Origin of the sequence: Dyadobacter sp. BHUBP1 (genome assembly GCF_050587785.1) — a bacterium.
Lineage (GTDB): Bacteria > Bacteroidota > Bacteroidia > Cytophagales > Spirosomataceae > Dyadobacter.
Genome location: NZ_JBOBIH010000001.1, coordinates 722,798 through 742,714 on the forward strand (window position 1 = coordinate 722,798; position 19,917 = coordinate 742,714).

13 protein-coding genes are annotated in these 19,917 nt (G+C 49.4%); 5 read left to right on the forward strand and 8 right to left on the reverse strand.

What is annotated here, in order from left to right; translation table 11 throughout:
* Positions 1-1,896 (forward strand): RagB/SusD family nutrient uptake outer membrane protein, encoded by a 1,896-nt coding sequence (locus ACQ4MZ_RS03075; RefSeq protein ID WP_430842836.1) that lies wholly within the window; start codon positions 1-3, stop codon positions 1,894-1,896.
* A gap of 110 nt (positions 1,897-2,006) precedes the next feature.
* Here ACQ4MZ_RS03075 and ACQ4MZ_RS03080 read toward each other — a convergent pair whose 3' ends face one another.
* The 3 genes from ACQ4MZ_RS03080 to ACQ4MZ_RS03090 are packed head-to-tail and all read right to left on the reverse strand — an operon-like array spanning position 2,007 to position 5,647.
* Positions 2,007-2,864, reverse strand: a complete 858-nt coding sequence (locus ACQ4MZ_RS03080; protein ID WP_309987079.1) for a sugar phosphate isomerase/epimerase family protein — start codon at positions 2,862-2,864, stop codon at positions 2,007-2,009.
* Positions 2,865-2,924: 60 nt separating this feature from the next.
* Complete coding sequence (locus tag ACQ4MZ_RS03085; protein WP_430842839.1) at positions 2,925-4,301, reverse strand: M16 family metallopeptidase; 1,377 nt, start codon at positions 4,299-4,301, stop codon at positions 2,925-2,927.
* 23 nt (positions 4,302-4,324) lie between these two features.
* Positions 4,325-5,647: a M16 family metallopeptidase gene (locus ACQ4MZ_RS03090; RefSeq protein WP_430842841.1), complete on the reverse strand. Its 1,323-nt coding sequence runs from the start codon at positions 5,645-5,647 to the stop codon at positions 4,325-4,327.
* Positions 5,648-5,806: 159 nt separating this feature from the next.
* Here ACQ4MZ_RS03090 and ACQ4MZ_RS03095 point away from each other — a divergent pair, with 159 nt between their 5' ends.
* Positions 5,807-6,604, forward strand: a complete 798-nt coding sequence (locus ACQ4MZ_RS03095; protein WP_430842843.1) for an endonuclease/exonuclease/phosphatase family protein — start codon at positions 5,807-5,809, stop codon at positions 6,602-6,604.
* Here ACQ4MZ_RS03095 and ACQ4MZ_RS03100 read toward each other — a convergent pair.
* Positions 6,591-8,318: a VRR-NUC domain-containing protein gene (locus ACQ4MZ_RS03100; protein WP_430842845.1), complete on the reverse strand. Its 1,728-nt coding sequence runs from the start codon at positions 8,316-8,318 to the stop codon at positions 6,591-6,593. The genes ACQ4MZ_RS03095 and ACQ4MZ_RS03100 overlap by 14 nt on opposite strands.
* Before the next feature lie 342 nt (positions 8,319-8,660).
* Between ACQ4MZ_RS03100 and ACQ4MZ_RS03105 the strand changes: the two genes are divergently transcribed.
* Positions 8,661-9,851: a phosphoglycerate kinase gene (locus tag ACQ4MZ_RS03105; protein WP_430842847.1), complete on the forward strand. Its 1,191-nt coding sequence runs from the start codon at positions 8,661-8,663 to the stop codon at positions 9,849-9,851.
* Positions 9,852-9,974: 123 nt separating this feature from the next.
* On the opposite strand, the gene ACQ4MZ_RS03110 is transcribed toward ACQ4MZ_RS03105, so the two are convergent.
* Positions 9,975-12,416: an outer membrane beta-barrel protein gene (locus ACQ4MZ_RS03110; protein WP_430842849.1), complete on the reverse strand. Its 2,442-nt coding sequence runs from the start codon at positions 12,414-12,416 to the stop codon at positions 9,975-9,977.
* A 311-nt stretch (positions 12,417-12,727) separates the two neighbouring features.
* On the opposite strand from ACQ4MZ_RS03110, the gene guaA reads away from it, so the two are divergent.
* Positions 12,728-14,257, forward strand: coding sequence for a glutamine-hydrolyzing GMP synthase (gene guaA, locus ACQ4MZ_RS03115; protein WP_430842851.1), 1,530 nt, complete (start codon positions 12,728-12,730; stop codon positions 14,255-14,257).
* A gap of 58 nt (positions 14,258-14,315) precedes the next feature.
* Here guaA and ACQ4MZ_RS03120 read toward each other — a convergent pair whose 3' ends face one another.
* Both ACQ4MZ_RS03120 and ACQ4MZ_RS03125 read right to left on the reverse strand, forming a co-directional pair.
* Positions 14,316-14,480, reverse strand: coding sequence for a DUF1328 family protein (locus ACQ4MZ_RS03120; RefSeq protein WP_019940565.1), 165 nt, complete (start codon positions 14,478-14,480; stop codon positions 14,316-14,318).
* Between the two features lie 144 nt (positions 14,481-14,624).
* Positions 14,625-15,215, reverse strand: a complete 591-nt coding sequence (locus ACQ4MZ_RS03125) for a Uma2 family endonuclease (protein WP_430842853.1) — start codon at positions 15,213-15,215, stop codon at positions 14,625-14,627.
* A gap of 90 nt (positions 15,216-15,305) precedes the next feature.
* On the opposite strand from ACQ4MZ_RS03125, the gene ACQ4MZ_RS03130 reads away from it, so the two are divergent.
* Positions 15,306-17,162: a M1 family metallopeptidase gene (locus tag ACQ4MZ_RS03130; protein ID WP_430842855.1), complete on the forward strand. Its 1,857-nt coding sequence runs from the start codon at positions 15,306-15,308 to the stop codon at positions 17,160-17,162.
* On the opposite strand, the gene ACQ4MZ_RS03135 is transcribed toward ACQ4MZ_RS03130, so the two are convergent.
* Positions 17,163-19,727 carry a DUF5686 and carboxypeptidase regulatory-like domain-containing protein gene (locus tag ACQ4MZ_RS03135; RefSeq protein ID WP_430842857.1) on the reverse strand — a complete coding sequence of 855 codons (2,565 nt, stop codon included), beginning with the start codon at positions 19,725-19,727 and terminating at the stop codon, positions 17,163-17,165. It lies immediately after the preceding gene.
* Positions 19,728-19,917 lie beyond the last annotated feature (190 nt).

Here is a 19,917-nt window from a genome sequence, read left to right on the forward strand (position 1 = left end):
ATGAATACCACAAAAATATTGACGAGCATAACATTCGGTCTTGTAGTATTATCGGGCTGCCAGCAGGATTTCCTCGACCGCAAACCGGACGATCAGGTAGATGCCGAGCAGGTTTTTACCCGATATAATAAAATGAACCAGTTGGTAACCGACCTGTACGACAATGCCAAAGGTTCCAACAGCCCGCTGGTGTTTTTCTCGCACTTTTCATCGGCTCCTGTGACCGATGAGGCCGAGGGCTCGACGGCGGAAGGAAGCCTGACCAACAAGTTCAATACCGGAGACTGGAACCCCAATGCCATGCCCGACCGGAGCAGTCGCGGGCAGTACTGGTGGGATCTGTATGCCCGCATCCGCAAGGCCAATGTGATCCTGGAAGGTGTAAGGAAATACAATACGCCCGATAATCCGCTGCAAGCCGGTGACCTCGATAAACGCATCGGCGAAACCTACTTCATGCGCGCCTACTTCCATTACCTGGCCGCGCGTATGTACGGGGAGGTGGTGTATGTGACGCACACCATCCAGCCCAGCGATCCGATGGATTTCAAGCAGGAGTCTTTCCATGCTATTGCAGAGAAGATCAAACAGGATTGTGACTCCGCATTTGCACGTGTCCCAGGGAGCTGGGGTGGGGCGGACTTTGGCCGGGTGGATAAAGGAGCTTGCCTGGGATTGAAAGCGATGATTTCCTGGATGGCTGCCACACCGATGTGGAATGGTGGTACATTTCCTAATGATACGCGTCAGTTTGCTTCGGAATACACTTACAATGTCGATCGCTGGGTAAAGGCGAAGGAGGCAGCAAAGGCGGTCATTGATTTCAAAGTGGATGGCCGCCAGCGTTACAGCCTTTACCAGGGCCACGATGCATCCGATTTCCGCGACGACGCCGGAAACAACAACAATAATTCGAAAGTACCTGCGCGGCTCTGGGACTTGTATCACGATATGCAGGCATTCCAGAACGAGGCCGTTTTCTTCGTCACCCGCGATAAGGACAATAACTGGCAGGGCGATATTTACCCTCCGAGCTGGGGCGGAAGCTCCCGCCAAATGCCGGTTCAGGAGCAGGTGGATGAATATGAATACATCGCACCGAATGGATTTGGCTATCCGGTGTACGGTACCCGCGCTAAAACCGATGGCTACGACGACGGCAATCCCTATGAAAGTGTGAAAAGAGACCCGCGTTTTTACCGTGATATCGTATACCACGGTTCCACATTCAAGGGGAAAGTGATCAATACAGCTACCGGTCCGGACAAGATCGGGGCTTCCAACTCTTCTACTACCGGTTATTTCCTCCGCAAAATCCTGCGCGAATCGTGGAACCGCGACAAGAGTTTCGCGATCAGCGGCCCGCCGGTGTGGCGCTTGCCGGAGTTCATTTATATTTATGCAGAAGCAGTGAATGAATCAGCCGGCCCGAATGCGGAGATTTACCAAATGCTGAACGATGTGAGAAAGCGTTCATTCATGGCCCCCATCCCGCCAGAAGCACAAACCAGCAAGGCATTGATGGACGAGTATATCAAACGCGAAAGGCGGGTGGAGCTGTTTTATGAAAACAACCGTATCTGGTCGTCCAGGCTATACCTGGAAGCAAGTTCCCAAAAAGAGCTCGCGCGCGAGCAGGCGTGGCAAAGCGCAGGCGCAACCAACGAGCAGCGCTCGCAATCCTACTGGCCTTATCCGAAAACACAGCGGATGATCAATGGTATGAAGCCGGTGGAAGATCCGAACGGGAAAATTGAAGTAGATGGTAAAAAATACCGGATGCAGCGTTATTTCGTAGAAAGCCGCGTGTTCGTAACGCCAAGGCATTATCTCTTCCCGATCATGCAGGACGAGCTGCAGCGCACTCCGACGTTGAAGCAGAATCCGGGCTGGTAACCGCGACCACGGCTAACAATAACTGACAACAAATGACAACATCTGACCATAAATGACAAAGAAGTCATGAATAGTCAGGTGTTGTCAGGTTTGGTAAGGTGTTGTTGCGCCTATTCCTTAATACTCTTGATATAGGCAATAGTTTGCGGAATCTGTTTCAGATAGGAAGGACTCTCGTCCTCGATAAAGTAATGCTTGATTCCCACCTTCTTGGCAGCCTTCAATGTCGCCGGGATGTCGATTTGGCCGGTTCCCAGCGCCACGTCGTTGGTAGTAGGTGTACCGCCTGAGAGATCGCCTTTCACCCCTTTTTTAAGGTCTTTGAGGTGCATGAGCTTCCATCTTGTCGGGTATTTCAAAAGCAGCTTCGCCGGATCTTGTCCCGGGAATGCGGTCCAAAGGACGTCCATTTCGAAGTTGACGTATTCCGGATTCGTGTTTTTGACAATGTAATCAAACAACGTACCATCCTCGTAAGGGACAAACTCGTAGCCGTGATTATGGTAAGTGAGCGAAATGCCTGCTTCTTTGAGCTCCTTACCGGCTTTGTTGAAATCAGCGACTGCTTTTTTCGCAGTTTCGAGGTTGAAGTTGCCTTTTTCGTGAGGAATCCAGGCGACCATTACATATTTGGCGCCGAGGATTTTGGCGTCTTTAATGGTTTGTGCGGTGCTTTCGCTGAGCTTCTTGTAGTCGGCACCGATGGAACGCATGGCAATACCGCGTTTATCGAGCTGCTTGCGGAGCTCCTCGGTGGTCATGCCGGCGATCGGGCCACCTTCCATTTCAGTAACGCCGAGGGATTTGATGGTATCCAGCGTAGCTTCAATGCCTTTGCCCCAACTGCCACGGAAAGTATATGCCTGCAAGCCGATCGGCGCGGTGTACACCGGCTTGCCCTGTGCAAAAAGGTCGCTTCCGCCCAGCAATGCAGCCGCCAGACAGCCCAGACCGATTAGTTTTTTCATTGTCATTTCGTTGATTGTTTTAGATAGGTATTCTTTAAAGCAGCGTCTGTGTTTGATATACTAAAACCCGTCGGCCTTGATCTGCTTTTCACTCAGCTCACCGTACTTTTTAACCTGCTCCTTAATCTCCGACGCCTTGCCCACCAGCACGAATTGTAACTTGTCTTTCGGGAAATAGGTCGCAATAATGTCTTTCGCCTTCGCGACAGTCAGGCCATCCACTTTGGACTGGAATGTATTGATAAAACTTTCATCGAAATTATAGGTGTACATATCCGTAAGTAGCCTCGCTAATGCGCCGGCCGACTCGTAATCCGGCGGGAAATCGCCCTTCACGTACGCCTTCGCGGACGCGAGGATTTCCTCATTAATGCCGTGTTGGTGAAGGCTGTCGAGCACGCTCAGCGCCATGTCGATTGCCGGAACGGTCGTGGAGTTCTTGGTAAATGTGCTGATACCGAATGTGCCTGCATACTTGTAGCGGGTAAAACGGCTTCCTGCGCCGTAGGTGAGGCCCGAATTGACACGCAGTGCGTCATTCAACCAGGAAGTAAACCTGCCGCCGAGAATGGTGTTGATCACAACCACAGGCACGTAGTCCGGTGAATTATAGTCGATACCCTTGCCGCCGATCATGAATGTGGTCTCACGGGCGTCGTCCTTGTTGACGAGGAGCACACGGGCCTTGTCGAATTCCAGATTGGGCGCCACGCGTTTCACCATTCTGGCGGGCGCGGTTTTCCACTCACCGAACAACGCGGTTACCTTCTTTTTCATATCCGCAATTTTGAAGTCACCCACCACTGCAATAGCTCCCTTGCCTGTGGTGTAGTTGCTTTGGTAAAATGCTTTCACCGCCTCGACATTGATTTTCTCAACAGTGGATTTGCTGCCCGTTGTCGGCGTGGCATAAGGGAATTGGCCGAACAGGAATGCATTGTAATAGTTACCAATCACGGAGCGCGGGCTTTCCTTCGCCTGGGCGAGTTCGAGCAGCGTCCGCTGTTTGTGTTTGTCAAATTCGGTGGCATCGAAAACCGGGTGGATGAGCACTTGCTGGATCAGTTCAAAAAGCTTGTCCTGGTCTTTCACCGCAAATGAAGCCGCGAGGCCTGCATTATCCTTCGAAGCATAAGTGGAAAGGCTTGCACCGACGTAATCGGTCATTTCTTCGATCTGCGCTTTGGTGTATTTCTGCGTCCCGAACAGCAATGCATCGGCCGTCAGACTTGCAAGGCCGTAACGTTCGCCATCGTTGATCGCACCGGCATCGAACACGGCCGAAACGTTGATCAGCGGTACTTCATGCTGCTCCATCAGGTACACCGTCAGCCCGTTTTTAAGTTTGAATGTCTCGTAAGGAGGTACTTTGAAATTGTTCTGCGCCTTGGCTGCGAATGCGCACAGGGCGAGTGCCAGAATCAGGATATTTTTCATTCCAGTTTGAATTTGAATGGCTGTTATTTCGATTTTTCAGGAAGCAGGTACCCTACGGTGCGGTTGCGCTCCGTGAAATACTGCGCTGCGACGCGTTTGATATCGTCCACGGTGACCTTCTTATAGTTTTCGGGAGCTTCGAACATCTTTTTATAATCACCAAAAAACACCTCGTAAGTCCCGAGACTGTTGGCTTTTCCATTGATAGTTTCGAGCGTGTGGTAGAACTCCATCAGCTTCTGGTTCTTCACTTTCTGCAATTCCGCGTCGGTTACGCCATTCTGTATGATCATGTCGATTTGTTTTTCAATGGCTTTTTCGAGGTCTGCCGCTGAAACATTGTCGGCGGCTACTGCAAAAACGGCAAACAATGTCGGATCAAAGCCATTATCGAGCCCGGTCGAAACGCTGGAAGCGATGGTGGTGTCCATGACCAGTGATTTGACCAGCCGCGAAGAGTTACCCGAGCTGAGCAGGCTGCTGAACAGGTCCAGCGCGTAATAGTCGGCATGGGCAGTTTCGGGAACGTGGTAGGCCAGGAGCAGGTTTGGCGTAGTAATGTCCTTGTAGGTCGTAACACGGCGCTCGCCATTCTGCGGCGGCTCTACGGTACGGATCTTCGGAGGCAGGCCGCGGGCAGGAAGCGGAGCCATGTACTGATCGGCCAGTTTTTTTACTTCATCAAATTGAATATCTCCTACCACCACCACGGTCGCATTGTTAGGCGAGTAATAAGTTTTGAAATAGTTTTCCAAATCGGATTGCGTCCAGCTTTTGATGTCGGACTCAAAGCCGATTACCGGGAACATATACGGGTGTTCCTGGAATGCGACGGACTGTACCTGCTCACCTATGAGCCGGTAATTGCTGTTTTCCAGCCCGGTACTGCGTTCGGAAAGCACTACGCCGCGCTCGCTTTCCACCATTTTAGGGTCGATGGTGAGATGGCCAATGCGGTCGGATTCGAGTTTGAAGATCGTTTCCAATGCATCTTTCTGGAACCAGTCGGTGTATACGGTCACATTTTCGGTCGTATACGCATTGTTGGAACCGCCGTTGGCTTCCATCACACGGTCGAACTGCTTCGGACCATAGTTTTTGGAACCGTTAAACATCATGTGTTCGAAGAAGTGGGAGAGGCCGGTGATGCCGTGCACCTCATTTCGCGAGCCGACCTTCCAGAAAAGGTACATGTTCGCGGTAGGGATCGAATGGTCTTCCAGAACGAGGAATTTCATGCCGTTGGCGAGCGTGAAATTTTTCACATCCTCCGGCCTGGTTTGCGCATGCGCGACGCCGAGGCCCGTGAACGCGGCCGCAGCGAATAGGAGTTTTCTTAGCTTCATGAAGCGAGGATTGTTAATGAATGTGTAATGATAGTGAAAAATGCCCTTCGGGTCGAGATTTGATGGGACGATAAACCCAAACGGGTTAGCAGGCGGGATTATTTCTGGTTTTCAACCACTATTTTTGGCGCATTATTAACCTTAATCTTCGTACCACCGATGAAAAAGTATTTCTTCCCCCTGTTCATGCTCCTGTCCGTCAACGTAATAGCCGGTACGTTGCTCGACCAGCCCGCCAAGAAGCAGCGCTTCAAAGTGATGACCTACAATATCCACCATTGTAACCCGCCATCGGCCGGGGATAAAATTGATGTAGAGGCAATTGCAAAGGTTATCAATGCCGAAAAGCCTGATTTCGTGGCATTGCAGGAGGTGGACGTGAATACCGAGCGTTCCGGCAAAGGCAAGAACCAGGCCCAGCAGCTGGCCGCGCTGACGGGCATGAAATTCTATTTTTCCAAAGCAATCGACCACCAGGGCGGCGATTACGGCGTGGCGGTTCTGACCAAATTTCCGATTGTGGATTCGGCGAAGTTCGCATTGCCGATCCGCCCTGAATTGAAAGAAGAAGATCGCACGATCGCCGCGGTGACGGTGAAGCTGCCGGATAACCGCAAGCTGATTTTCGCCAGTACGCATTTGGGATTGAAAGAGCCCAACCGTCTGCTGCAAGCCGAAACCATTGTGAAGCATTTCGGAGACTCGCAGTTGCCGATGATCCTCGGCGGCGATTTCAATGCAACACCTGAAAGCCCGGTAATCGCCTATTTTGATAAGTATTTTACCCGCTCCTGTTCCGATTGCAAGCCGACGATTCCTGTGGAAGTACCGAAAAAAACCATCGATTTCATCATGCACAAGCAGGGCAGCAAACTCAAAAGTGCCAACACCAAGGTGATCGACGAGAAATATGCATCGGACCACCTGCCGGTAACAGCCGAGTTTACATTAGACTAATATCCTCCTTGATCCAGTTCACCCGGACGATCCGGCTTTGCACGCCATGCTCAGCAAAGAAATGCTGCCAATGCAGCTGCCGCGACGAAAGGTGGTCGGTTGGCGATTTGATTTCGATGAATGCATAATCGTCGTCGTTCCAAACGAGCAGGTCGGGGAAACCGCGGGTATTTTCGCGGAGGTTCAGCGCCATTTCGAGCATGATCTTGTGGATCTTTTCGGGGCTCAGAAGGGAAGTTAATGTCAGTACCTTTTCCAATGCGCCGTCATACCACGGCACGAGCACGTTGGTAATGCCATATTTGTCTGTAAATGTCTGCGTAACGAGCTCGTCGATAATCTGGCGCGAATGCGCAGCGGCGAGCCGTTCCTTCAATTGCTCCGACCGCTTGAAATAGAAGTCGGGCAGAAAGAAGTCCGACGGAATGCGTTGCAGCGGATTATGGATCGTCTGCACATTGGTGTCATAAATAATATCCCAGAACAGCAGCCCGAACAATGCACGCCACGGTTCGTTTTCGCTGAAAAATGCATTATAACCCTGCGACTGGTAGTAAGTGATTGCCCCGAATTCCACGCGGAAACGATAGGAAATCGGTACTTCAATCGCTTCGGCAGCCTTCAAAGCCTGGGTCGTCCTTTTGACGGTCCGGGCTTTTTTGTTTTTGATCTTTTCATAAAAATCGAGGCTGAAAAAGCGCTCGTCGGCATTCTGCGGGCTTTCGGAAATCTCTTGACATAATGCCAATGCTTCGTCGACCTCGCCCAGGTTATAAAGCAATCTCACGCGCCGCTCGCGGGCTGGGGCGTCGTTGGTAAGCTGGTAAATGGTCAGGGCCTGGGAAAGCATTTTCTTACGTTCCAACCAGGCACTTACCTTTAATATGAATGAATTGAATGAGGGTAAAGCCTTAGGACTGAGCCCGGTGCCGCTTGCAGCCTGCCAATTCATAAACCAGTCGTAAATCTCCTCAGGCGGCAAGTCCTGTTTGATGATATCGAAGGTTTCTTTCATCAACGACACCATCAATGTATCATCCGCATCCTTGCGCGTATCAAACTGAATGGAAAGGTACTGTTCGTCGAACGACTGAAACCGCACGTGCCCGAGGTCGCGGACGACAAACTCGGTCATATCGGCATAGCGGTTGCCGAAGAAGAGGAATTTCATTAGCATTACCTCCGCCTCGAATGATACTTTTACCACCGGCTCCAATTCTCCGATCACCTCGCAAAGCACGGCAAAATCGTACTCATGCAGCAGCCAGCGCACCAGATCAGGCTTTTTGATGCTTTTGGAAGGCATTACGTCCGGTTCAAGCAGCTTGGTGACTTCGAGCAACTCGGGTTTGGTGAAAAGGTCGATGACCTCTCCGAACCGGCTTTCGTGCGCTTCGCAAAGCGTTTCGATGAAATCGCGTTCGAGCAGTTCGGTGAGCACCGCGGGCATATCCTCGATTTCGGCGTAAGAGAGGCTATTGGTACGGAAAAACGATTTACTGCGGTTGCTGAAACGGATGAACAGGCATTGCGCATCTTCGGAAAGCGACTCGTAATTGTCCAGGAATTCCAGCTCGCTCTCGTGCAGGATGTGCTCATATCGCTTGCGAACGAAGGCGAGCACGTAATTGAAATATTCGAGATAGTATTTGGGCGGTAAATCCGTGGGGAACACTTGTTCCTGGGCGAACGGATCGGTTAACTCGGCGGACAAAACGGTTACTTTTTTAGTTGATGAAGAAATAAAGTTACCGAAATTAAAAGAAATGACCGAATGACCGAATGATTGAATGATTGAATGAGCCGCCGTGGAACGGGGAATGACTGAATGTTCAATTTTGAATGCGTGAATGGAGGTTTCGACTGGTGAAAAGAGCGGTGCCGGCATGTCCGGGATGGTTTATATTAAAATTTGGTTAAATACTGTTTTTATAGAAAGATGAAAGGTAAAAATAGGATTATAGTTATTATGAGCGCCGCCTTTTCTGAAAAGCGTAGTATATAATTAAGAAATTGATTTACATTTGCTCTCTATGGAAAACAATTTTACCTGCCCATGACAACATTAGATTCTTATGATTTTTCAGGGAAAAAGGCCCTGGTTCGCGTGGATTTCAATGTCCCGCTTAATGAAAAATTTGAGATCACGGACGATACCCGTATCCGTGCGACCATTCCTACAATCAGCAAGATTCTTAATGACGGCGGTTCCGTCATTTTAATGTCACACCTTGGTCGCCCCAAGGACGGTCCTGTCGAAAAGTACTCCCTGAAACACCTTGTAAACCCATTGTCGCTGATCCTCGGAAAGACCGTGAAGTTTGCCGACGATTGCATTGGGGCAAGCGCTACTGAGCTGGCCGCTGCATTGCAACCGGGAGAAGTTCTGTTGCTCGAAAACCTGCGTTTTTATAAAGAAGAAGAAAAAGGTAACGAAGAGTTCGCTGAGAAACTTTCGAAACTCGGTGACGTGTGGGTAATGGACGCATTCGGTACCGCACACCGCGCGCACGCTTCCACAGCCGTAATCGGTAAGTTTTTTAAGGACAAAGTTTGCGGATATGTAATGCAAGCTGAGCTCGACAACGCGGAACGTCTGCTCGAACACTCGGAAAGACCTTTCACGGCGATCATGGGCGGTGCGAAAATTTCCGACAAAATCCTGATCATTGAGCGCCTTCTCGATAAGGTAGACAACCTCATTATCGGCGGCGGTATGTCCTACACATTCTCCAAGGCACAAGGTGGAAACATCGGTAAGTCGCTGCTCGAAGCCGACAAGCAGGATCTGACGCTTGAACTGATCGAGAAAGCAAAGGCGAAAGGCATCAACCTGGTATTGCCGGTGGATACAGTAATCGCCGATAAATTCTCGAACGACGCCGATCGTAAAGTAGTGGAAGCAGGTAATATCCCTGACGAATGGGAAGGTCTCGACATCGGTCCGAAAACTGCTGAGATTTTCTCTGATATCATTAAAAAATCAAAAACCGTGCTCTGGAACGGCCCGATGGGCGTATTCGAATTCCCGAATTTCGCGAAAGGAACCAACGCGATCGCTGAGGCGGTAGTGGCGGTAACCGAAGACAACGACGCATTCTCATTGATCGGTGGTGGCGATTCTGCGTCTGCGATCAACAATGCGGGCTACGGCGACCGTGTAAGCTACGTTTCAACCGGTGGCGGTGCATTGCTCGAATACATGGAAGGTAAAGTGCTTCCGGGTGTTGCGGCGCTGCAAGCATAAACATTTCACTTATTAGGTTTATATGCAAAAAGAAATCCATCCCGCACATCGCGGGATGGATTTTCTGCATAACAAACCTAACTAATTTATGAACACTGGCCTCGTTCGGCCGGAATTCCACTTTTAATTGCCTCCTGCGCGTTTCTGCAAATCATCCGACCCGGTGTTGCGCTGGCGAGCACCCTTCACATTCTGATTACCGAAGTTGTAAGTGAAGGTCAGTCTGAACTGGCGGCTAGGCCATTCGGAACGTACCTTGAAATTGATATCCTTGTACACCGCGGTACCGTTGAAGCGGTTGGTCCAGAAGATGTCGTTCACATTGAAACGGATCGTTCCTTTTTTGTTCAGGATATTCTTTTGCAAACCTGCATTGATCATCCCCATCGGACGGGCTGCGTACAAGCCATAGAACTGTCTGCTATTATACCATCCCGAGAGCTCGGCGGACCATCCTTTGCCAATCGTAAATTGGTTGCTGGCATACATATTCCAGGATGTCTGCTTGATTTCCAGCTGCTGTTCCAGGTAATATGACTTGTAATGGTTGTACACACCCGTAAAGTTCGCCTGCACTTGCCACCATTTAGTGACTGGAATCGGGAATGAGACGGTCAGGCTGACGTTGTCCTGATTATCAAGGTTATCCGAAGTCACGAAAGTTTTATTCTCCGAAGCGATCTGCTGAGGCAGTTCATCCGCGATCATATCCTTGATGCGGCTGTAAGCCAACGTCGTGTTCAATGCATTCTTGTAAACGTGTACCAACTGGAATGAATGCGTGTACTGTGGCCGCAGGTTCGGGTTACCGCGCTGGAATGTGTACGGGTCGAGGTAAAACTCGAATGGGTTCAGCGACTGATAGTTCGGACGGTCGATCCGGCGGCTGTACGAGAGGTTGATCACGTTATTGGTGTCCAACTGGTTCGATAAGAATACGCTAGGGAAAAAATTGATATAGTTTCTGTCGCGTTTCTGGTTCAGCGTGATCGAATTGCCGATCGAATGCGTGTGTTCCGCACGGACGCCCAACTGGTACTTGATCTTTTTCGAAATTGCGCCGGCGTAGTTCGCATAAGCTGCATTCACGTTTTCAGTGTATTTGAAACGGTTGGAGCGTTTCGGGTCAAACTGCCAGCTGTCGATGAACGTTTCGAACACCATATCGTTATCCGATGTCACATAGCTCGATTTCAAACCGGTTTCGAATTTTCCTTTGCCGATCGTCTGCGTGTAATCCAGTTTCGCCATGGCAATGTTGATGTCCGAGGGCATATCGTTACGCACCATTTCGGTAGCAGCTTCGTCCGGCGTACCGTCCGCCTTGAAATAGCGGGTATCCAGGTCGCTTTTCTTTTTGCCGCCGTAATGCACGTAGTCCAGATCGAATGTGAGTTCCTTGCCTTTATCGTTGAATTGGTGTTTCAGGTTCAGGTTGGAACTGATGTTATTCATCTTGCCGCCATTGAAAACGTTGGTTCGGAATGTCCGTTGAAGAGTCAGGTCTTCGTTCAGGATCCGGGTGTTGGTTTGCCCGAAGGGGTTGCTCCAATCATTGTAGAAGCCGGAAACCAATACGCCCACAGTGGTTTTGTCCGTTGCAAAGTAGTCGAGGCCTGCACGTACGTTATAGTATTCCGATCGGTTGATGCGCTCGGTGTGCTGATCGAAGATCGTTACCTTGCCGTCATAAGGAATGGTACGGTAAATGTCGTTGTTATTAAATCCCTTGTTATAAAAAGCGCCGCCGCTGATAAATGTGCTGATTTTTCCGGCCCGGTGGTTGAGTGTCGCGGTTGCATTCGCACGACCGTATTTCGCCCACGCGCCACCCAGGTTGATGTTCCCGTTGGTGCCATAGTTCTTATTACGCTTCATTTTGATATTGATGATCCCCGAGTTTCCGGCCGCATCGTATTTGGCCGAAGGGTTCGTGATCAATTCAATTTTCTCAATGTTGTCGCTCGGCGTATTGCGTAGGAGGGTAATGAGTTCTTGTTGGGATAAAAAAGTCTGTTTGCCGTCGATCTGCACAATTACCCCTTCCTTACCACGCAGTTTCAATTGCTCGTTCTGCTGGTCGACCGTCACGCCGGGAGCTCGCTCGAGCACTTCCAACGCTGTTGCACCCGCAGAAACAATACTGTTTTCCACATTCACTACCGTCCGGTCGATTTCCTGCTCAATGAATGGCTTTTTCGCTACGACTGTCACTTCACTCAGTGATTTGATATCCGATTTCAGACTGACAGTGGGGAGGTTTACGGGAGTATCTTTCACGTTAAATGGTTCGCTGTAAGCTTTTTGGTAACCTACCATCGAGATCAGCGTAAGGTATTTGCCTGCCGCTACCTGGTCGAATGCATATTTACCCTGCTCGTCGGCAGCAAGTCCTTTTACAAGCACCGAGTCTTTGGCTTGCAACAGCAAAATGTTCACAAACGGGAACGGTTGTGACTTTTCATCAAGCACCGCGCCGGTAATTTTCCCTTTTCCGGTAAGTGGCTGGGGAGCTTGTGCGTGCACAAATCCACTGCCCAGCAGCAGTGCTGCAGTTAGGTTCATTAAGATTTTCATGGCTAATAGTTAAAAGTTCAGCGTACCGGGGAGTGAGTTGTTCCATTAGGTACACTGCAAAGATAGGTACTTGGTATAACATAGAACCTTTGATTACATAAAAGGCGTGTATGTTGTATAAGTGGTGTGTGTCTATCTTTCGGCTTATAGATACAAAGGGATAAAACGAAGTTGCATATTGGCGGGAAAAAAGTTTAAACGGTTAAATAGCTATTTGAACGTCCAAAGTGGCGAAGTTTCAACTTCGTTTTTTGCTTTTCACCCAATCTCCCTACCTTTGCGTTTTAGATAGCATATATATGACCGAACAAATTCTGATTTTAGATTTTGGCTCACAGTACACCCAGTTAATTGCACGCAGAGTTCGCGAACTGAACGTTTATTGTGAAATCCACCCATACAACAACTTCCCCGAACTCACTCCCAACGTCAAAGGTGTAATTCTCTCAGGTAGCCCCTGTTCGGTAAGGGACGAGGATTCTCCCCGGGTCGATCTCAACAAATTCCGCAAGACATTACCCCTTTTGGGTGTTTGCTATGGCGCACAACTGCTCGCGCAGGAGCTGGGTGGCGAAGTTCAGCCTTCGCAACACCGGGAATATGGCCGTGCACGACTGGAAATTGATGATTCTGATTCGTCGCTGCTGGCAGGTCTGTCGGAATCGTCGCAGGTGTGGATGTCGCACGGTGACACGATCGTACGCGCACCGCAGAACTTCCACGTGATCGCTTCGACGGAATCAGTGAAGGTGGCCGCATTTAAAGTCGAGGATGAACTCACATATGGTATCCAGTTTCACCCCGAGGTGACGCACACTACCGAGGGTAAAAAGCTGCTACACAACTTTGTCGTGAATATCTGCGGTTGCAGGCAGGACTGGACTTCGGAATCGTTCGTGGAGCATACTATCGAGCAACTTCGCCAGAAGCTGGGCAACGACAAGGTCGTAATGGCATTGTCCGGCGGCGTGGATTCTACGGTCGCTGCTACGCTGGTACACCACGCGATCGGTAAAAACCTCTATTGCATTTTCGTAGATAATGGTCTGCTACGTAAGGATGAGTTCGAACAAGTGCTGCATTCTTACCAGGATATGGGCCTTAATATCAAAGGTGTGGATTCCAAATCACACTTTTACCAATCGCTCGACGGCCTGAGCGATCCCGAAGCGAAACGCAAGGCGATCGGAAAGTCGTTCATCGACATTTTCGACCAGGAAGCGCATTTGATCGAAGACGTGAAATGGCTCGGGCAGGGAACTATTTACCCTGACGTGATCGAATCCGTTTCGGTAAAAGGCCCTTCTGCCACCATCAAATCGCACCACAACGTGGGTGGCTTGCCCGATTTCATGAAACTGAAAGTAGTCGAGCCGCTGAACACGCTGTTCAAAGACGAGGTGAGGGCGGTTGGACGTACGCTGGGCATCGATGAGAAGATCCTAAGCCGCCACCCGTTCCCGGGACCAGGCCTTGCAATTCGTATTTTGGGTGAAATCACTCCTGAAAAAGTGGCTATCCTGCAAGAAGTGGATGCGATCTTCATCGGTGGCTTACGTAAATGGGATCTTTATAAAGACGTTTGGCAGGCGGGTGCAATGCTACTTCCCGTGCAGAGCGTAGGCGTAATGGGCGACGAGCGCACCTACGAGCGCGTGGTAGCGCTACGCGCGGTAACTTCTGTCGATGGTATGACTGCCGATTGGGCGCATTTGCCGTACGATTTTCTCGCAGAAGTTTCCAACGATATTATTAACAAGGTAAAAGGGGTGAACAGGGTCGTTTACGACATTTCTTCAAAGCCACCGGCTACCATCGAATGGGAATAAGGAATACGAAAAAAGCGGACATGTCCGCTTTTTTCATTTATTGTATCTCCGAAAGTCGTCAGGATCGCCCGACACCGCGGCTTAATAAGCTTAGCACGAATAGAACGAGGAATACGAAGAAAAGAATTTTAGCAATTCCGGCTGCGCCTGCTGCTATACCACCGAATCCGAGGATTCCGGCCACGATAGCGATGATCAGAAATATTACGGTCCATCTAAGCATGAGTGACAAATATTTAGGTTCTTAATTATTGATTTCTCATCTAATAATTACCAACACTATGCCAGAAGCGCAAACGCACATCAAACGCCCTAAACTGCTGCAAATGCTTTAAAATGAGGTTTTTTGTGGAGAATGATGCACAGTTTATGCTTCAAAACCATTTTTCAACATCAAGTCCCAAACATTGACATACTTTCCGTCAAGAACTTCGAACGGCAAATCCCAATCAATGATTTCCCATCGACGGTCTGACGAAATAATAGAAACTTTTTTGGAGACGGAGCCTATCCAGATAATCTTTTGAGCGCCAAAATCCAGCAGTCTTTTGCTTTTTGCTTCCATATATTCGAACTCATTTGAGAAAATATCGGAGCAATCAGCCTGTACGTCTACTTCAATGGCTACTACCGGGGGAATCTCGGCATAGTTAATAGAGTTTAATCCGATTTTAAGTTGCCCTTTACGATAAATGGCTATATCGTTCGCAAGGTTGGTGCCGCGTTTGAGATGTACGCCCGGTTCATTAGTTCCGACGAGATATTCGCCAGGTTGAAACAATTCAAGAATTTTTCTCAATATGGCTGTGACGATAAACCACTGTAATTTACTGGTACCCATTAATTCTTCTACCGTTTTGGTTCCCACGAGATAATCGCGGTATCCCTTACGGTAAACTGGGTGCCCGTCAAACTCCTCGTAAATAAGTGCTTTTGGTATTTCGATGGAGCGTTGCATAGTAGTGAGTTTTTCTCAAATATATAATTTTCTCCCTATAAACCAGACAATTCCGTTAATTTGCGGTTTAATCAAATTACTAACCTTATAATGAAGTTTAACTTTTCCGTGCTCTTACTGGTCGCGCTGGCGTTCCGGGTCTCAGCACAAAATGACCGTTGGCAGCAGCGCGTGAAGTACCAGATGGAAATTGATTTTGACGCTGTCAAACACCAGTACAAGGGCACCCAAAAGCTCGTTTATACCAACAATTCTCCCGACACTCTTCAAAAGGTATTTTATCATTTATACCTGAACGCATTCCAGCCCGGCAGCCAGATGGACGTCCGCTCACGCTCGATCAGCGACCCCGACTCACGTGTAAAGGACCGCATTTCCAAATTGTCGCCTTCTGAAATCGGTTATGAAAAGGTGTTATCCCTGAAACAGAATGGGAAACCGCTGAAATATGAGGTAGAAGGTACCATTCTCGAAGTGACGCTGAATGAGAAGATCCTGCCGAAATCACAGCATACTTTCGACATGGAGTTTGAAGCGCAGGTACCATTGCAGATCCGCCGTACAGGCCGCAACAACAATGAAGGTATCGATTATTCGATGGCGCAATGGTATCCGAAAATGTCGGAATACGATTATGAAGGCTGGCATGCCAATCCTTATATCGGTCGTGAATTTTATGGGATCTGGGGTGATTTTGATGTAAAAATCACAATGGATGCGGCTTACACGATCGCAGGGACGGGCTATTTGCAGAATCCTGATAAAATAGGTCACGGATATTCTAACAAAAATGTAACCCACAAACCCGGTGACCGCCTTACCTGGCATTTCATAGCACCGGAAGTGCACGATTTTATGTGGGCCGCCGACCGTGATTACCAGCACGACGTCGTGAAAGTCGATGATAAGCTGGACCTGCATTTCTTCTACCAAACCGATACACTGGCTAATGTGTGGAAGCAAATGGAGCCGCTGGCTGTGCGTTCGTTCAAGATCATGAACGAGCAGTTCGGGCGCTATCCTTACAAGCAATATTCAATTATCCAGGGCGGCGACGGAGGCATGGAATATCCGATGGCAACCCTCATCACCGGGCGCCTGAACCTCCATGCGCTGACGAGCGTTACCGTCCACGAATCCATTCACAGCTGGTTCCAGGGGATTTTGGGCACCAACGAATCCAAATATCCGTGGATGGACGAAGGTTTTACGACCTACGCGCAGAATATCGTGATGAACGAGCTTTTCCCTGCCAAAGGCGACGCGCAGCGCAGCGCTACCACCAGCTACCGCAGCCTGGTGAAGTCTGGAACGGAAGAGCCGCTCACGACCCACGCCGATCATTATAATACCAATAAGGCGTACAGCATTGCGAGCTACAATAAAGGTGCCGTATTCCTAAACCAGCTCAACTATATCATGGGTAAGGAAACCTTTGAGCGCGGAATGAAACGGTATTTCAATGAGTGGAAGTTCAAGCACCCGAACCCGACCGATTTGAAACGCATTATGGAAAAGGAATCGGGGTTGGAACTGGATTGGTTCTGGGAGAATTTCGTGGGTACCACCAAAACGATCGATTACGACATCCGGGAAGTGGTTGCTGATGCTGGTAAGACGGACGTAGTGCTCGAAAGAATCGGTCAAATGCCGATGCCGTTGGATGTGGTGGTAAGCTACAAAGACGGTACCCAGGAGAATTTTTACATTCCACTGGAAATCATGCGGGGCGAAAAGAACGAGAAGTTGTATTCCAAAACTACGCAATTGGCGGATTGGGGCTGGACTTATCCAGAATATTCGTTCACTATCGACCGCAGCATTTCAGATATTCAAGCCATTGCAATCGATCCGAGCCAGCGTATGGCCGATATTGATCCCGACAATAACGTGTGGCCGGCAGCCCACAAAGCCGCGCCGCGTTTCAAGGCTACGAAAGTGAAATAATTACCGTCCGAATCGAAAGGAGGCCCCGACGCGCCACCCCATGCCTTGAAAATGCGAGCCATGGAATTGCGCGACGGCCTCCAACCGGACAATCCGCATAATGTTATCAATTCCATAAACGGCCTCAGTGTAATTCCGGATCGATGGCACACGCAGGTAATGCAGCTGCAACGTCTCTGAAATGCCCGTCACGCGTAACGACTGCACGCGTGTGAGCAGGAAATGCTGCATCGACCACGTCAAATGCGTCTGGAAAAACCACTTTGCAGTGCTGTAACGGTAGTAGGGCAGCATTCGGAACTGATCGGGTGGGTAGACATACTGGAAGAAGAATTCATTCCCCATAAAGTGCTGGTAATCTGGAAAGTACATTTTTTTGGTGCTTAAAAAACCGCCCGCATTCACCAGGTATTCGAGGTTACTGCGCGGTCCCAGGCTCATATTCTGGCGGATCGTTCCTTGCAGGAGTGAATAATCCACATCTCCCCAAAAGCCCAGTCCGCTTTTATAATTAGCACTAAATGCGGGGCCACGGCTTCTCAAATAGCGTTTTTCGCCGTTCCGGATCAGATACCTTCTCCACGGGCGCAATGTGGCTGTAATGTCGAAAATCCAGGCATTGTGGTCTTTAAAACCGGTATTAGCTAGCTCGCGGTTAACTGGCCGGTTGGGCGTAAAACCAAACTGGCTCCAAAAGATAATGGGCCGCGCACTTTCCTGGTTGAGCAGCTCCACACGGTGCTCAAAGTCCAGACTTGTATTGATGCTGAGAATGTCGCCGATGTTGCGGAGCGTGTATTGAATATGGCCGAACTGTTTTTGGTACAACTTCATCAGGCTGCGATCGAAAAAGCGCGCCGCGACGCTGTTCGGCAGCGGCGGGATCGGCTCACGGCTGTTGATCTGCGTCGCCATTTTGCCGCCTGCCAATGCCAGGTTCCAGTTTTTGCTGCCTACGTTGGTTTCCAGGTTCCCGTACAGCTGCTTACGCCCAAACGAGTAGCGCACAAGCGGGCGCATACTCAGGTATGAGGATTTCCCCCAGCGCTTCTGCCATTCGGTGATGAAATTGACCGCATTACCCTCCACCGAGTTATAGCTGACCGACAGGAAAGGGCTTCTGAAATAAAAAGTATTGCGGTTACCCAATGCATAAGTATTACCCAAAAGCAGGTGAATAGGCTTGAAATGCGTGGAATCAGGCTTGGTTTTTACCCGGATAGAGTCCTTGACGACCTTGATGCTGTCCTGACTGACATAACTCGAAACCTCTGATCGGGTAAGTGGAATAGGACGTAGTGCTTGCCAGTAGGTGGTATCGCGTTTGTTGGCCATCGAATCGATCACGATGGAGTCCTGCCGTACTAGCCGGTCGTTGCCGAGCTCTTCTTTTTGTTCCTTTTTCTGCTGTTTTTCGTATTGTTTGGTGAGTTTTCTGAAATTTTTGGTAGAAAACTCTTTCTGTGCCTGGATCAGGTTTTCGAGGTCTTTGCCACCTTTTACTTTGGGTGCGTCTTCTTTTTTATGATCTGCAATGACGATGTCTTCGCGTAAACCTGGATCGACGTCAAGGTTATCGTACGTAAGGGAAACCAGGTAACGGAACTCCCCCGCAAAACCGAGGTAACTACCATTCAGCCGGAACTGCTGATTGACGGGGATCCATACGCCTTGTACCGGGCTGAAAATCTGCTTTGCGGCAATGTTCAAACCGCTGGTGGTAGTTTGCAAATCGTAGCTGTGGATCGCCCAGCGGTCTTCGAGGATAAATAGGCTTCCTTTGAAAACGCCTTCGCCATAAGCTTTTGGAATGACCCTTATTTTATTCACTATCTCGCCGCGCTCCTCGAAATAGCCTTCATATTCAAATTTGTAATAGGCAAATGATTTGGGCGATAATGGCGAAATGGTACCTGCGATTTCAGGGCTGTATAAGCTGGCCAGAATGTACTCATTCGGTGATGGAATGCTGTTATCGAGGCTGTTGCGCGTGGAAATAATGCGCTGGCTGTAATTGTTAGGACGGCGGTACCTGATCTCCGCGACGCTCTCGTTCAGAATGGCCTTACCTTGCTGGACGCCCTCTTTTTTTAGTCTTTTTTGCAGCAAAAAAGGAATTTTGGTAGCTACGCCGGTGCTTCTTGAATACACTTTGGCCGTGTACCCCCGTACCTGCAACTGGTGAAAACGGGCTTTCGCGATTGCGCGACGCATGATCGTGTATGCGGGATCCTCTTTGCTCTTGCCTACTGTGGCTTCTTGCAGGCTCAGCGCCTGCTCTTCCATTGTTACATTTAACTCGGTAAAATCGCTACCGATTGTAACGGTTCTGGAAACACTCTTAAAACCCAGGTATTGAAAAATGATCTCGTAGTTACCAGGCGCGAGGCTGAACTCATATTCCCCCTCTTCATTGGCCATGGTACCGTTGCTCGTTCCCTTTACCGCGATGCCGGCATAGGGGAGGGACTCTCCGTTTTTTGTGGTAATGCGTCCCCTGATCCCACCCGCCCGGGAGAACTGTTGCATGGTCAGAAAGAGCAGCAATAATGCCAGAAAGCGCATAAAGTCGGGTGTAAAGTTGCTGACAGCGGTAGTTGGAGGTGTGATATTTTGTGCAACAAATTAGCGCAATTAGCACAAATTACCCGACATTCCAGACCCGCGCTATCGACTTTACTTATAGAACCGTACCAGTGATGCCTTCTCAAATAAAAAAGGGCACACCGGATGATCGGCGTACCCCTTTTTACTA